This window comes from Acrocarpospora pleiomorpha (assembly GCF_009687885.1).
In the GTDB taxonomy this organism is placed as follows: Bacteria; Actinomycetota; Actinomycetes; order Streptosporangiales; family Streptosporangiaceae; genus Acrocarpospora; species Acrocarpospora pleiomorpha.
Genome location: NZ_BLAF01000081.1, coordinates 51,768 through 67,263, shown reverse-complemented (window position 1 = coordinate 67,263; position 15,496 = coordinate 51,768). Strand labels below are relative to the sequence as shown.

At 66.4% G+C, this 15,496-nt stretch carries 12 protein-coding genes; 5 read left to right on the top strand and 7 right to left on the bottom strand.

Annotated features, from left to right (window positions below):
* The first annotated feature begins 391 nt into the window (after positions 1-391).
* Complete coding sequence (locus Aple_RS45180) at positions 392-3,478, top strand: DEAD/DEAH box helicase (RefSeq protein ID WP_218038838.1); 3,087 nt, start codon at positions 392-394, stop codon at positions 3,476-3,478.
* 79 nt (positions 3,479-3,557) lie between these two features.
* Here the strand turns inward: Aple_RS45180 and Aple_RS45175 are convergent, their stop codons facing one another.
* Entirely contained in the window at positions 3,558-4,133 is a 576-nt protein-coding gene (locus Aple_RS45175; RefSeq protein ID WP_155350953.1) for a DUF6461 domain-containing protein, read from the bottom strand.
* 170 nt (positions 4,134-4,303) lie between these two features.
* On the opposite strand from Aple_RS45175, the gene Aple_RS45170 reads away from it, so the two are divergent.
* Complete coding sequence (locus tag Aple_RS45170; RefSeq protein WP_246265311.1) at positions 4,304-4,711, top strand: macro domain-containing protein; 408 nt, start codon at positions 4,304-4,306, stop codon at positions 4,709-4,711.
* A 264-nt stretch (positions 4,712-4,975) separates the two neighbouring features.
* On the opposite strand, the gene Aple_RS45165 is transcribed toward Aple_RS45170, so the two are convergent.
* From Aple_RS45165 to Aple_RS45150, 4 genes are all read right to left on the bottom strand, one after another.
* Entirely contained in the window at positions 4,976-5,479 is a 504-nt protein-coding gene (locus tag Aple_RS45165; protein ID WP_308805550.1) for a PadR family transcriptional regulator, read from the bottom strand.
* Between the two features lie 149 nt (positions 5,480-5,628).
* Positions 5,629-7,476, bottom strand: a complete 1,848-nt coding sequence (locus Aple_RS45160) for a S9 family peptidase (RefSeq protein ID WP_246265307.1) — start codon at positions 7,474-7,476, stop codon at positions 5,629-5,631.
* 93 nt (positions 7,477-7,569) lie between these two features.
* Complete coding sequence (locus Aple_RS45155) at positions 7,570-7,752, bottom strand: metal-sensitive transcriptional regulator (protein WP_246265305.1); 183 nt, start codon at positions 7,750-7,752, stop codon at positions 7,570-7,572.
* Positions 7,753-7,976: 224 nt separating this feature from the next.
* Positions 7,977-8,549 carry a hypothetical protein gene (locus Aple_RS45150; protein ID WP_155350949.1) on the bottom strand — a complete coding sequence of 191 codons (573 nt, stop codon included), beginning with the start codon at positions 8,547-8,549 and terminating at the stop codon, positions 7,977-7,979.
* A 216-nt stretch (positions 8,550-8,765) separates the two neighbouring features.
* Between Aple_RS45150 and Aple_RS55870 the strand changes: the two genes are divergently transcribed.
* Positions 8,766-8,891 (top strand): hypothetical protein, encoded by a 126-nt coding sequence (locus Aple_RS55870; RefSeq protein ID WP_281361701.1) that lies wholly within the window; start codon positions 8,766-8,768, stop codon positions 8,889-8,891.
* 60 nt (positions 8,892-8,951) lie between these two features.
* Here Aple_RS55870 and ppk2 read toward each other — a convergent pair whose 3' ends face one another.
* The gene (gene ppk2 / locus Aple_RS45145) at positions 8,952-9,740 is read right to left on the bottom strand and encodes a polyphosphate kinase 2 (RefSeq protein WP_155350948.1); all 789 of its coding nucleotides are present in this window, start codon (positions 9,738-9,740) and stop codon (positions 8,952-8,954) included.
* 92 nt (positions 9,741-9,832) lie between these two features.
* Positions 9,833-11,251, bottom strand: coding sequence for an endo alpha-1,4 polygalactosaminidase (locus Aple_RS45140; protein WP_170321983.1), 1,419 nt, complete (start codon positions 11,249-11,251; stop codon positions 9,833-9,835).
* A 280-nt stretch (positions 11,252-11,531) separates the two neighbouring features.
* Between Aple_RS45140 and Aple_RS45135 the strand changes: the two genes are divergently transcribed.
* A complete protein-coding gene (locus tag Aple_RS45135; protein WP_155350946.1) occupies positions 11,532-12,425 on the top strand; it encodes an ROK family protein in 894 nt (297 codons plus the stop codon).
* Between the two features lie 340 nt (positions 12,426-12,765).
* Entirely contained in the window at positions 12,766-15,495 is a 2,730-nt protein-coding gene (locus tag Aple_RS45130) for a beta-L-arabinofuranosidase domain-containing protein (protein WP_155350945.1), read from the top strand.
* Position 15,496: the final 1 nt, after the last annotated feature.

The window sequence follows — 15,496 nt, the reverse complement described above, 5'->3', positions numbered from 1 at the left end:
GCCGGACTCCCATCCCCGCTCCCGCAGTTCCCCCACTCGGAAATGCTCGCTCACGACGCTCCTTCCCACGACGCGGGACAAGCGTGGCGGAACTCGACCGGGCTCCCTCCAACCGAATCCCATTCTGTGGATAACCCCGATGCGGCCAGCACCCTGTGGAAACATCCGCCACCCACCGGGCCGCCTTCCGGAAGTTACCGTGGGCGTACCAGGAGTTGATCGCCTGTCAATGTTCGACCGGTCCCGTTCCGGCCGCTCATCTCGCGCCGAACTGCACCACCTTGTGAACAGCGCGTACTACGCAGTCGACGTGGCGTGGCGCAAAAGGGTGGTGCAGGGGCGCCCGTGGCGATGTGATTACCCTGATCGTCGATCGAGGAGGCAGTTATCTGTGGACGAGGCACCTGTTCCGGGCTTGTACGACTCGCTGCTCACGAGCCGGCTCACTCGTCGTACGGATTCCTGGCGTGATTCGGGTCATCTCGTTGAGATCTCTCCGGTCGACAAAGAGGAGACCGCCCACCTGCTCGGCCGTTTCATCGGCGAAACGGCCGCTCGGGCGTTCGCCGCGCTCAAGAGCCCTGAGGAACAGGTAGAGCTGGCCAACCGGCTGCTGCGTCAGCTCGCCGATCCCGAAGTCGTCGAGGAAGGGCCGCGTCGGCTGTTATCGGTCGTGAAGAACATGCCGGGCGTTTCCTCGCCCGCCCGTCCGCTGACCTCGCTTTCCGAGGCGGCGCTGCTCACCAATGCCCGCGAGGACCCTAATCTGGCCCATGAGCTGGCGACCGAACTGGCCAGTGCCGACCGGGTGGACTTGTTGTGCGCGTTCGTCAAATGGTCCGGGCTGCGCATTCTGGAACGAGCGCTGATCGAGTTGCGCCGCCGGAACGTACCGCTGCGGGTCATCACCACCACGTATATGGGCGCGACCGAACGGCGTGCCCTTGACCGGCTGGTACGTGAATTCGGGGCCGAAGTCCGGATCACGTACGAGCAGAATTCCACCCGCCTGCATGCCAAGGCGTGGCTACTGCGCCGCCGTACCGGCTTCGACACCGCGTATGTGGGCAGCTCAAATCTGTCACGTGCCGCGCTCCTCGATGGGCTGGAGTGGAATGTCCGGCTCTCGTCGGTGACGACTCCCCGGCTCTTGGACAAATTCGAGGGCACCTTCGACTCATACTGGAACCGGCCCCAGTTCGAGCCCTATGACCCTTCGGCGGACGGCGACCGCCTGGACGAGGTGCTGTCGCGGTCGAAGGCCGGTCAGCGGCTGTTCGATATTCCGGAGCTGCTGCCCCACCCGTTCTCGCACCAGCTCGAAATGCTGGATGATCTCGACGTCGAACGGACCGTGCACGGGCGGCACCGCAATCTCGTGGTCGCCGCCACGGGGACCGGCAAGACCGTGGTCGCCGCATTCGATTATCGCGCTTTGCGGCAACGTCTCGGGTCCCAGCCGTCGCTCCTGTTCGTCGCGCATCGTCGCGAGATTCTCGGTCAGGCGCTCCGCACGTACCGGCAGGTGCTGGCAGCGCCCGACTTCGGTGAGTTGCATGTTGACGAAAGCCGGTCCAAGCATTGGCGGCATGTGTTCGCCTCGGTCCAGTCGTTGACGAGCAAGGGCATCACGGCCTTCGAGCCCGATCACTTCGACGTCGTGGTCATCGACGAGTTCCACCACGCCGCCGCCCGTACCTACCGCCAAATAATTGACCACCTCAAGCCCAAAGAGCTGCTCGGCCTCACCGCGACCCCCGAACGCGCGGACGGCACTTGGGTCCAAGACGAATTCTTCGACAAGCGCATCGCCTCAGAACTTCGTCTCTGGGACGCCCTGGACGCCGACCTGCTGTGCCCCTTCCATTATTTCGGTATCAACGACGAGACCGACCTCACCAGCGTCAAATGGTCACGCGGCTCCTACAGCAACGCCGCCCTGGAAAACGTGTTCACCGGCGACGACGTCCGCGCCCGGCTGATATTCAACGCGCTCCGCGACAAAGTCAGTGACCTCTCCTCGATACGCGGGCTCGGTTTCTGCGTGTCGGTACGGCACGCGCGTTTCATGGCCGACTTCTTCACCGCGATGGGTCTGCGCTCTCTTGCCGTAGACGCGTCCACCGACGACGCCCCGCGCAAGGCGGCGCTGAAGGACCTTCGCGACGGAAAGGTCGTCTTCCTGTTCGCGGTAGACCTGTTCAACGAAGGCCTCGACGTCCCCGATGTGAACACCCTGCTCATGCTCCGGCCCACGGAAAGCGCGACCGTGTTCCTGCAGCAGCTCGGTCGCGGGCTGCGCCGTACACCTGAAAAAGAGGTCCTGACGGTGCTGGATTTCGTCGGGCAGCACCGCAAGGAGTATCGGTTCGCCAGCCGTTTCCAAGCATTGACAGGATTCTCCCGTGGCCGCCTTGGACAGCAGGTGGCCGGCGATTTCCCGCTGCTGCCCTCCGGCAGCCAGATCGTGCTGGATCGGGTCACCAAGGACCGGCTGCTCGCCGAACTCAAACTCCACCTCAGCGCCACGATCACCACGATTACCCAAGAGGTCCGCTCATATGCCGAGATGTCGCTCATCGGCTATCTCGAAGCGAGCGGGCGTGACATCAGCGACCTCTACCGCAACCGCCGCTACTGGACCCATCTCCTACGCCGCGCCAACCTCCTCGACCAGGCCGCCTCCCCCATGGAGGAAGCGCTTGGCCGCCGCGTCCGAGCCCTCCTCCACGTGGACGACCGCCGCCGAGCCGACACCTACGCCCGCCTCCTGCACCCCGCCGGCCTGAGCTACGCCGACTACTCCCCCATCGAGCAGGCGTTCGCCCGCATGCTCTTCTTCTCCTTCTGGCGCGATGGCGGCGGTTTCACCACCTACGACGAGGCACTGGTACGGCTACGCGCGGAATCCGCCCTTTGCGAGGAGATCCGCGAGGTCCTCACCTTCGGCATCGAACGCCCCCGCCACGTCACCAAATCCCTGCCAGAGTCACTGGCCCAAGTACCGCTCGCTATCAACGCCAGTTACTCCGCCGACGAGATCCTGGCCGCCATCGGCTGGGCCACCCTGGGCGGCTCGGTCCCCGCCACGATGCGCGAAGGCGTCGCCTGGAGCCCCGCCAGCCAATGCGACGCCCTCCTGGTGACCCTGCACAAAAACGAGAAGGAATTCTCTCCCCAAACCATGTACCGCGACTACGCGCTCACCCCTGCCCTATTCCACTGGGAATCCCAGAACCGCACCAGCGCGGACTCGACCACCGGCCGGCGTTACCAGACCCACAAACGCCATGGCAGCCACATCCTGCTGTTCACCCGCGAGCGCACAGAAAACGACAACGGCCACCCCGAACCATTCGTCTTCCACGGCACCGCCCACTACGTGGAACACCGCGGCAACCGCCCCATGGCCATCACCTGGCAACTCGACGAGGAAATGCCCGCGGACCTGTTCCGCCGCGCCGCCATCGCCGGGTGACGCCGTCTGGTGGGTAACGTCATGACCAGATCTTCCACCTCCTGACCCGCTGCTACTCGCGCCTTCGCCACGGTGGACCTCAGCTCAGGTGGGCGGTCGAGCCGATGAGAGCGGGGTTGTCGATGGCCTCGGGCGTCAGCCGTACCCCTGTCACGCGCTCGGCTAGGGCGAATGCGGTGTGGATGGGGTCGCCCCAGGCGTCAGCGTCGTCGACGTCCTCGGTGGGCATGCCGAGTTCGATCATGTGTGTCAGGAGGCGGTCCTCGTCGGTTCCTGAGCGGGAGCCGGGGTAGTCCGGTTCGAAGGCGGCCACCACCTGGCCGTTGGCGGCATGGACGAACTGCTGGTCGAGGTTGACATTGCAGAACACCGCCGCGGTCACGGTACCTATCGATAACGGCCCAGCCACCGTGTCGCTGATGCCCTCGAAACCGTTGAACTCGATCAGGACGGTGCCCCCGTCAACCGCGCTCGCGGCCATTACTCCCTCCTCGTAGAAGCCGTCGTCATCGGGATCGGGATCGGGGGTGATGCCGAGCCGGTCGAAGGCCTGCTGCGGGGTCAGGCCACGAACGAACGTGACACAGAACCCCTCGGCCAGACCCGAATCATGGTCGTCGAACCAGGCGTAGTCCTCGGCGATCGCGCTGTTCATCAACATCTCCTCAAGCGTGGGGGGTAAGCGAAACAGATCTTGCCAGGCCGCTCCGACAAACCCAGAGGCCGAGTTCTGTCGGTGCTCCTTCGTAGGCTGCGAGCGTGATCTCCTTTGTGACAGGCGATGCGACAGCTCCCTCCGGCGACGGCCCGAAAATCATCTGTCATGTGTGCAATGACATCGGCGGGTGGGGCCGTGGCTTCGTGGTGGCCGTCTCCCAGCGCTGGCCTCAACCGGAAGCCGCCTACCGGGCCTGGTATCAGGACCGCCAGCACAACGACTTCGGCCTGGGCAGGATCCAACTGATCTCAGTCGGAGAAGACCTCTGGGTGGCCAACATGGTCGGCCAGCACGATATCCACGGCACCGAAACCACTCCGCCCATCCGCTACGAGGCCGTGGACAGCTGCTTGGACCTGCTCGCCACTCACGCCGTCGAACGCAGCGCGAGCGTACACATGCCGCGCATCGGCTGCGGCCTAGCCGGCGGCACCTGGGACCGCATCGAACCGCTCGTCATTCAACGCCTGGTACGACGCGGCATCGCGGTCACCGTCTACGACTTAGCCGGATAAATCATCGGTTCCAGGCATGTCGAGCCTCACCACGAACAACGCGTCCTAGACGGCAGGGCCGATAATTCACCGACCTGATCATCGACCGGGAGGTGGCCCGTCGGCGTAGAGCCGGCCCAAGCCGATCAGGACCGTGCCGGTCCGGTCGTCGGCCTGGAGTTCCTCGGTGAATCCGGCTCCGGAGTAGCCGCCAGCACCTCGGGATCGTTCGCCGAGACCCCGGCGCCCCGTAGCGCCCGCGTGGGGCCGAAGCTCTTGTGTAGGTCACAGCTCATCACCGGTCTCGTCCGCTAGGGCGGCCAACCGGGCCGCTGCGTGGTCGATCCACCGCAGGTCTGCCTCGATGTGGAACAACTGGTAGTCGGCGAGAAGGGAGTCCTGCGAGGATGGCGCCTCGCGCCGGGCCAGTGTCAGCGTGCGCATCGCGGCCATGTGCCGCTCCCGCTGCGCGTCGAGGAAGCTTTCGGCGGACCGGCCGGACGTCAGTGCCAGCATCACCTTCGTGAACAGCACCGTTTGCAGCTGCGGCTGCGGGTCCTCCGGTTCGGCCAGCCAGCGGTCCAAGTCGGTCACGCCGTCCTGGGTGATGGCGTAGCGCTTGCGATCCGGTCCTCCACCGGGTTCCACGCCCACGATCTCGACCAGCCCGTCGCGAACCAGCTGCGCCAGCGTCCGATACACCTGACCGAACCGAATCGGTTTCGCCGCCCCGAAACGACGGTCATACGCCTGTTTCAGGTCATAGCCATGGCGATCGGACTCCTCCAGAAGCCCGAGCAGCGTGTACGACAGCAGCTATACACGCCGGGTATACCCATTGAGTGGATCTTGATCGAATCCGGCGACGCGCTTATGGCGACCCTCCCAAAATATTGCGGAGATACTCCAAAATATTTCTGAACCAACAAGCCGTCCTTCTAGCGCAGGTCAATGGGCGGGATGCCCGGTGGGGTGAAGCCGAAGCACTGGCCGTAGAAGGAGAGTTCCGCTTCCAGGCAGCGGATGATGGTCTCCTGCTTGTGGAACCCGTGCGACTCGCCGGGAAACTCCAGGTAGGCGTGCGGCACCCCGGCGCGCTTGAGCGCGTCGGCGAACCTGGTCGACTGGCTGGGCGGGACGACGGGGTCGTCCAGGCCCTGCAGGAGCAGCACGGGGCAGCTCGTCAGGTGGGCGCGGGCGAGCGGTTCCCGGGTGCTCGGGTCGACCGGGCCGATCAGCTCGGACACGTACCGCGACTCGAAGTCGTGGCTCTCCTCGCTGAAACCCTCCACCGTGGACAGGCCGTAGTACGACGTCGCGGCGGAGAAGACCCGGGTGGCGGTGATGGCGGCCAGCACCGTCCACCCGCCCGCGCTGCCGCCCCGGACCGCGATCCTGGCGGGATCGGCCAGCCCGGCGCGGACCAGCTCCTCGGCGACGGCCACCACGTCCTCGACATCGGCCACGCCCCACTGGCCACGCAGCCGCTCCCGGTGGGCCCGGCCGTAGCCGCTCGAGCCCGCGTAGTTGACGTCGGCCACGCCGATGCCCCGGCTGGTGAAGAACGCCTTGCCGAGGTCGAGGTCGGTGCCCACATGGCCGGTGGGGCCGCCGTGCACGAAGACGACATAGGGCGCGGGGCCCACGGTAGTGGCAGCGTGCGGGCCGGAGGGCGGGTAGACGTAGGCCGACACCGACCGGCCCGACCGGCCGCGGGCGACCAGCTCGCTGGGCCGCGGCAGGTGGATCGGGTCGGGCAGGTCGGCCACCGGCGTCGCGATCGGCGTCCATCCCCCGGCCACATCGACGGTGACCAGCGACCACGGGAGGTCGGGGGCGGCGGCGGTCCCGGCGATGCGGGAGCCGGAGACGGCCAGCGCCGGCAGCCAGGTGGTGTAGGGCAGGTCCAGGTCCTGGAGGGTGCCGTCCTCGGGATCCAGGAGAGCGAGCCGCTGGTCGCCACGGCCGTGCAGGACCGCGAGGCGACCGTCGTCGAGGATTCCGTACGGCCTGCTGCCCAGCTCCCAGAGCGGCTGGGCGAACTCCTCGTCGATCGCGCAGAGCGGGCGGAGCGCGGAGCCGTCGACCGCGAGTTCGTAGAGGTTCCACCAGCCGGAGCGGTCGGAGATCACGAACAGGCTGGAGTCGTCCTTCCAGACCGGGGCCAGCACCGATTCGCCGGGGCCGCCCAGGACGCTCACGGTCGTGCCGTCCTGGACGAGCTGGAGACAGGTGCCGTCCCACGGCATCCGCGGGTGGTTCCACGACACGACGGCGAGCCGGCGGCCGTCCGGTGAAGGGGTGGGGTAGGCGTAGAAGTCCGCGCCCGCAACCAGCACCCTGACCTCGCCCGCGGCGAGGGGCACCGCCACCACGGCCCGGGTGACGCCCTCGGCGTGCTCCGATTCGCGGACACACCAGACTTCCGTGCCGTCGAGGGAGAGGGTGAAATCGGCGTACCGGGCTCCATCGTCAGGCGTGAGCGCGGTCACCTGTCCATCCGCTGACGTCCGGTACATCCGCTGATCGTCCTCTTTGACGAAGACGAAGCCACCGGTGGGCAGTGCGAGGTAGGAGCGCCCGCCGTACTCGTGGACCCGTGTCCTGGCGTCCACCCCGGCGAGCGGTTCGACCGTTTCGTGGAGGATGGCGGTCCTGCCGGATTCCTCCGGCCGGCGTTCCTGCCACCAGAGGCCGTTCTGGAACTGCGGGAAGCCGTACTCCCGCCGGCCGTGCGCGACCAGCTCGGCCGTAACCGGCGAAGGCCAGCTTCCGTACGGTTCCATGGTGACCCTTCTCGGGAGCGAACGAGGCGGGCGATGGCCTGAAGGCATCCTTGACCCAGGCGTCGACGGCCAGGTCGGAGGTGTCGGTCGCGGCTACGCAGCGGGCGACGTGGTCCTCAAGCAGGCTGAGCGCCACCACCTGCAGCGCCCCGATCGCGCGGCGACCTGGGTGAGCACGTCCACGCAGTACTCATCACTGACGATCATACGCTGGAGTCCCCACACTTGCCCCTCAACGCGGCGTAACCTCCGGATATAGCCCTGTTGGGTAAACATTGCCGCCATCGTCCTGGCGGCGATCCCGCCACCGCTGCCCTCGATGTTCCCGGCGAAATATCTCGCACGCCTTGGCTCTGTGGTCGCGATCGTGCAACGCCTGACCCATGCAACAGGAGGTCGCCTGGTTCGAGAACGACATGCCTCCCCATAGGAAGAGCCCCGGCGAAAACTCCTCCGGCGAACAAGCTTGATCGTGCCGCACCTTACCTCTTAGGCAAGGACTACCCGATCGCCAATGCGCTGGGCAGCGAGGAGAACACGTACTTGGGAACGCGGAGCTTCCACTTGCGTTGCAGCTTGTGAGCGAACCGCGCCAATGCCTCGGCAACCTCGTGCGGGCTGGCAAACTGGATCGCCGCAAGCTGCTCCAAGAGCCTCCTGCGCAGTTTCTTCCTCTTCTTCTTACCCTTTGGGAGCGTTTTGATCGCGTCCCTGATCGCTCGCCTTCTGCGTGCGATCTCTCCGTTCAGGTAGCTACCGGCCGCGAACTGGTTGCCGAGGGCCAGCCCCGCCTTCAGCTCATTCCTGTTGGAAGTTAGCTCTTTCTTCACATCGGCCATCATTGCGGCGAGCTCGGTCGCCAGCCCAGGAGATACACTGCCAGACGGCCTGGACCTGGCCTCGATCTGCGACTTAGGGCCGCTCTTGTATATAAAGGACTTCTCGTGATTGTCGCTCGGCCGGTTGGCGGCCCTGTCGGCAGCGTTCACTACGTAGAGCCTATAACAGACGTAGAGTATCGGCGCATTTCCCGCGGATGCAAGCAAAAGCGGCACCCAACCGTTCAAGGACATCGCCCCTCCTGAGGGTCTCGTGCCAGCGCCCTCCCGCTCCAGGGGCGTAATCATACTTTTACCCCATAGCCCGTGCACCACGAGCACTGTCACAGAAATATTTGGCCACAAGAGCGGCTAAAGCGGTTTCGGTCGAGCCTCGAGCCGCATTTTGTTTAGCGCCGTTGCGGTCGATTTTTCACATTTATACCGTTCTCGCGTCGGATGGACTCAGCCGTGCCGGGATCGCCGCGCCCTTACCGGCACGACCTGGTGAGCGTGCACCAGCAGCACGGCGACAACCGTGCGCTGGCGGTGTCCGGCCAGGTATACCGGCTGCCGAATTCCACAACACGACGGTAAACGTCACGCTCCACTACGCACCGTACCTTCTTACGCAGAAGGGGCTCTTACGGATGCGGCTTAATCTCGCAGCGTGGTGGCGACGTCGGGGACATAGTTCCGCTGCGTGCGCGGTGGGCGGCGGTAGCCGCTCGCCGGGGGGCGTTTGGGGATTTCGAGCGGAGTCTGCCGCACCTCGCCGTACGGGATGGTCGAGAGCAGGTGGGAGATCATGTTGATCCTGGCGGCTCGCTTGTCCTCGCTCTCCACCTCATACCACGGCACCTCGGGAATGTCGGTGTGAACCAGCATCTGATCCTTGGCCCGCGAGTAGTCCTCCCACCTGGTGATCGACTCCAGATCCATCGCCGAGAGCTTCCAGCTCCGCATCGGATCCTCCAGCCGCGCCCTGAACCGCTTCTCCTGCTCGACGTCGCTGACCGAGAACCAGTACTTCCGCAGCAGGATGCCGTCCTCCACGAGCAGCCGCTCGAAGATCGGGCACTGATGCAGGAACCGGGTGTACTCCTCCTGCGTGCAGAACCCCATCACCTTCTCCACACCCGCCCGGTTGTACCAACTGCGGTCGAACAACACGATCTCCCCCGCCGCGGGCAGATGCTCGACATACCGCTGGAAATACCACTGCGTACGCTGCCGCTCGGTCGGAACCGGAAGCGCCACGATCCTGGTCACCCGCGGATTCAGATACTCCGCCACCCGCTTGATCGTGCTCCCCTTGCCGGCCGCGTCCCGCCCCTCGAAGATCACAACGAGCCGCTTCCCCTCCGCCCGCACCCACTCCTGGAGCTTGACCAACTCACCTTGAAGACGAAAGAGCTCCTTCTGGTACGGCTTGCCCTTCACCATGCACCACCCTCTCGTTTCCAGGGGATCATAGCGATCAGCCCTGAACACCCCACCACCGTGCTTCGACAGGGCGGTGGGGTGCATGAAGGCGGTCAGCGGCACGGCCGCCAGGGGGTGGCCTTGAGGTCGAGGGTCTTGAGGATGGCACCGCGACCTGCGGCGTTGGCCGGCGGGCAGGTGCCGGCCGCCGTGGCCCCCTCGTCGGTGTACTCGACCTGGAACACGGCCTTGCCCGCGACGAGGAACTGGTCAAGGAGATCGCACTCGTCCCACTCCTGGCAGCTCTCGTTGATCGCGTAGTCGAACCAGTCGATCAGGTCGGCGACCTGGCCGAGATCGTTCTTGAGCCCGGCCGACAGACCATGGTCGTGGGCCAGATCGGCCAGCGCCCGGTTGTAGGCGAGCTGGTCGGCTGGACTGATCACGAATCCCGGGTCGTTCTGGTACGAGTCGACGTTGTCGAACTCGACCGAATCGAAACCGGCCTGCTCGCACTTGGCGACGCGAGCATCCATCAGCGGCAGCAGCACGGCCAGGTTCCGCACGTCGAGCCACTTCTCCCCCGGCCAGGTGCCGTCCGGGCCCCCGTCCACGTCGTTGCCCTTGACCGACTCGGGGAAGTCGCCGGCGTCGGGCCGCCAGTCCTCCCAGGTTCCGGCGGAGATGTAGCAGATCGCGTGCTTGCCTGAGGCGTGGATGGCCTGGACCGCGGCCGTGTTCGGGGTCACGTGGTCAGGGGCGTACAGATCGATGTCGTACACGGTCGGGGAGACGCACGACCCGCCGCTATACGCAACGGTGCACAGGTTGAGTCTGATGCCCCCGGCCGTGCCGCTGCCGGTCGCGTTGGGCTGGAGCTGGTACTGCCAGCGGTCGGTCTGGGCGGGCAGCCACAGGTCGGGCTCGGGCGTCGGCGTGGTTTCGGCGTGGGTGACGGTCAGGCCCGCATAGTCCAGGTCGGCGTCGTCCACGGCGTTCGAGGAGGTGATCCTGATGAGGATGTTCCCCGTGGCCGCCTGGACCAGCTCCGTCTGCGGACCCGGAGCGTTGAAGGTCAGCAGCTTCCAGATCCCCCAGGAGGTGGCGCCGGTGTTGTCCCCCAGCACCACCCAGGAGCCGGTGGTGAAGTTGTAGACGCTCCACTGCCACTGCTGCTCGGCCCTCGACGGCCCCCGGTAGTTGAGCCTCAACTGCACGCCACTGACCGAGGAGGCCGGGACCGACGGGGGCAGGGTGTAGGTGAGCTGGCCGCTGTAGGCCGTGTTCGCCGTGTGGCCGCGGAACTCGACGTACTCGTCCCAGTCGTCGTCGATGCCGGACTGATCCTGAACTCTCAGGTTGCCGACGCTCTGGCCACTCCCGATCGAGCCCGCGCCGGTGGTGAGCGATACGGGCACCAGAGTGGTGGTGTCCGCATTCGCGGGGGTGATCCCCGCGAGCATTCCCCCGATGGTGAACAGGACGGTTCCGGCCACCAATAAGGCGCGCCGGAACGTGGAATTTCTATGCACTGAATACCCCGTCTCAACTGTTGCGAGAAAGTCCGAAGCCCGACCGGCCCCGAACAGGCACGTCCCGCCGTCTGGTACGCCTTTCGGCCCGCGCCCGCGCTCCACGCTAGGAATACCGACTTGGATACCAGTTGTGGACGGCCGCAGAAAATCGCCCGTGCCATTCCAGCGAAATACCATTAATTCGGCCGGTCGGTTAACGACCTTTTCGGCACGGCCGGCCGACCCTGGCCCTTACACTGGTGATCTTTCCAAGAGTTCGTTGAAGGGCTGATCCTCGTTGCCGATCTATGGAGCCATCGAAGCGGGCGGCACGAAGTGGGTGTGCGCGGTCGCCGACGACGCCGGACGTTTGCTCGCGACCGAGGTGATACCGACGACGACCCCGGCGCAGACCATCCCCGAGGCGGTGCGGTTCTTCCTGCGCCACGACACCCTGACCGCGATCGGCGTCGCCAGTTTCGGTCCCGTCGACCTGGATCCCGCCTCGCCGACGTACGGCCACATCACCGCCACCCCCAAGCCGGGGTGGGCGAACACCGATGTCGTCACGCCCCTGCGGACCGCGCTGAAGGTCCCCGTCGGCTTCGACACCGACGTGAACGGGGCCGCGCTGGGCGAGGCACGGCACGGCGCGGGCCGTGGCCTGCACACGGTCGCGTACGTGACCGTGGGCACCGGCATCGGCATGGGCGCCATCGTCCACGGCCGCCCGCTGCACGGGCTGGCGCACCCCGAGTTCGGGCATATACGCGTCCCTCACGACACCGGTCGTGACCCCTTCGCCGGGAGTTGTCCCTTCCACGGAGACTGTCTGGAAGGGCTCGCCTCGGGTGAGGCGATGCGACGGCGCTGGGGCCAGCCCGCCGAGCAGGTGGAGGACGCCGCGGCGTGGCAGCTCGAGGCCGAGTACCTCGCTCTCGCCGTGATCAACCTGACCTACACGCTGTCCCCCCAGCGCGTCATCGTAGGCGGGGGCGTGGCGAAGCATCCTTCCCTTATCGAGCAGGTACGGGCACGCGTACTCGACCTGGCCGCCGACTACCCGGTCCCGACCGATCAGGCGGCCATGGACGCCTACCTCGTCAGCCCGGGCCTCGGCGACCTCTCCGGCGTCACAGGAGCCGTCGAACTGGCACATGACGCCACCAAGACAACGCACGCTCGCGGCTAGCGCGGGAGTGGAGCGGTGCTGCCCCGATCTCGCCAACCCCCAGCTCCCGTGAAGTTACGTTCACAGATCACGAAATATACGATGCGCGACCTGGCTACTTCCGTGAAACGTTCACGAATCGTGCCGTTCGTGACATATCCACCACTGGACGAAAAGTCCAGGCTGGGAAACGTGTGGCGCGCAGCGTGACGGTCGCCGTGAGCGACGGACCGTTGACGGCCCCCCGGGCGTTGGATGTACTCCGCGACATCACAGCCCTTCCGGCATCTGTCAGGGGGCACGTGTAGTTCTCGACATGTTAGCGCTAACACACATAGCGCCAACCGGGTCAGGAGCCCCCATGTCTCTGAGCCGTCGCCAGCTCTTCCAAGCCGCGGGCGCGACCGTCGCGCTCTCGGCCGCCGGTCAGGTCGCCGGTACGTCCGCCGCCCAGGCCGCCATCGCCCCCGTACGATCCGACATCGGTGTGTCCGCCTACGAGTTCGACCTCGGCCTGGTGCGCCTGAACTCGGGGCGCTGGCTCGACAACCAGAACCGCACGTTGTCCTACCTGCGTTTCGTCGACGTCGACCGCCTGCTGTACGTCTTCCGCGCCAACCACCGCCTCTCCACCAACGGTGCCTCGGCCAACGGCGGCTGGGACGCCCCCGGCTTCCCGTTCCGCAGTCATATGCAGGGGCATTTCCTGACGGCCTGGGCGCAGGCGTACGCCGTGCTGGGCGACACCACCTGCCGGGACAAGGCCACCTACATGGTCGCCGAGCTGGCCAAATGCCAGGCCAACAACGGCGCGGCCGGGTTCACCTCCGGCTACCTGTCGGGCTTTCCCGAGTCCGACATCACGGCCGTGGAGAACCGTACGCTGAGCAACGGCAACGTGCCGTACTACTGCATCCACAAGACGCTCGCCGGGCTGCTGGACGTGTGGCGGCACATCGGCGACACCCAGGCCAGGACGGTGCTGCTGGCGCTGGCGGCATGGGTGGACACGCGGACCGGACGGCTGTCGTCCAGCCAGATGCAGGCGATGCTGGGCACCGAGTTCGGCGGCATGAACGCCGTGCTCGCCGACCTGTACCAGATGACCGGCGACTCCCGCTGGCTGACCACGGCCCAGCGGTTCGACCACGCCGCCGTGTTCAACCCGCTGGCGTCCAACCAGGACCAGCTCAACGGCCTGCACGCGAACACGCAGGTGCCCAAGTGGATCGGGGCCGCGCGCGAGTACAAGGCGACCGGCACGACCCGCTACCGCGACATCGCCGCCAACGCCTGGACCATCACCACCACCGCGCACACGTACGTGATCGGCGGCAACAGCCAGGCCGAGCACTTCCGCGCGCCGAACGCCATCGCGGGCTACCTGTCCAGGGACACCGCCGAGTCCTGCAACACCTACAACATGCTGAAACTGACCCGGGAGCTGTGGCTGTTGTCCCCCTCCCGGGCCGACTACTTCGACTTCTACGAGAGCGCCCTGCTCAACCACCTGATCGGCCAGCAGAACCCGGCCGACAGCCGGGGGCACGTCACCTACTTCACCCCGCTCAACCCCGGCGGGCGGCGCGGCGTCGGCCCGGCCTGGGGCGGCGGCACCTGGAGCACGGACTACGACTCGTTCTGGTGCTGCCAGGGCACCGGCATCGAGGTCAACACCAAGCTGATGGACTCGATCTACTTCCACGACGGCACGACGCTGTTCGTGAACCTGTTCGTGCCTTCCACGCTCAACTGGTCGCAGCGCGGCATCACGGTCACCCAGTCCACCTCCTACCCCGTGAGCGACACCACGTCGTTGCAGGTCACCGGAAACGTGAGCGGGTCGTGGTCGATGCGCATCCGCATCCCGGCCTGGACGCAGGGTGCCACGGTGAGCGTCAACGGTGTCCAGCAGGGCATCGCCACCACGCCGGGCTCCTACGCGGTGCTGACCCGGTCGTGGACCTCCGGCGACACGGTGGCCGTCCGGCTGCCCATGCGGGTGATCATGAAGGCCGCCAACGACAACCCCAACCTCCAGGCCGTCGGGTACGGCCCGGTCGTGCTCTCCGGCAACTACGGCAGCACCTCACTGTCGTCGGCGCCGACGCTGAACACCTCGACGATCAACCGGACCAGCACGTCGGCGCTGGCGTTCACCGCGACGGCCAACGGCTCCTCGGTCAACCTGGGGCCGTTCTACGACGCCCACAACCACAACTACGTCGTCTACTGGAACGCCGGCGGCGGGGGCCCAACGGGCGGCGAGGCCAGTTTCCGGCTGGCCAACGCGGCCAGCGGGCTGGCGCTCGGCATCCAGAACATGTCCACCGCCGACGGCGGCCTGGCACTCCAGTGGACCGACAACGGCACCGCCGACCATGACTGGGTGCCCGTCGTCGACGGGAACGCGCTGCGCTTCCGCAACGTCAACAGCGGCAAGGTGCTGGGCGTCGAGAACATGTCGACGGCCGACAACGCCCGGGTCATGCAGTGGACCGACAACGGCACCGCCGACCACCGGTGGACGATCATCGACGTCGGCGACGGCTCGGTCAAGATCCGCAACGCCAACAGTTCGAAGCTGCTGGGCATCCTCAGTGGAAGCACCGCCAACGGGGCTTTCGCCGTACAGGACCCGGACAACGGCAGTGCCGACAACCAGTGGCGGTTCGTGCCGAACGGCGCGCGGCGCATCCAGAACGTGGGCACCGGCATGGTGCTGGGCGTGACCGACATGTCCACCGCCGACGGCGCGCTGGTCGTGCAGTGGGGTGACACCGGCACCGCCGACCACCTGTGGACCGCCGTCGTGGACACCGGCGGTTACCTGCGGCTGCGCAACTCCAACAGCGGCAAGGTGCTGGGCGTGGAGAACGCCGCCACCGCCGCCGGGTCCCGGGTCGTGCAGTGGGCCGACAACGGCACCAACGACCACCGCTGGCGGCTGCGTTACGGAAGCAACGCCGCCTTCCGCATCCAGTGCGCCAACGGCGGCCGGGTGCTCGGCCTCAGCGGCACCTCCCAGGGCGCGCAGGTCGTGCTCGCCGACGACAACGGGTCCGGAAACAACCTCTGGAGGTTCCTGTGAA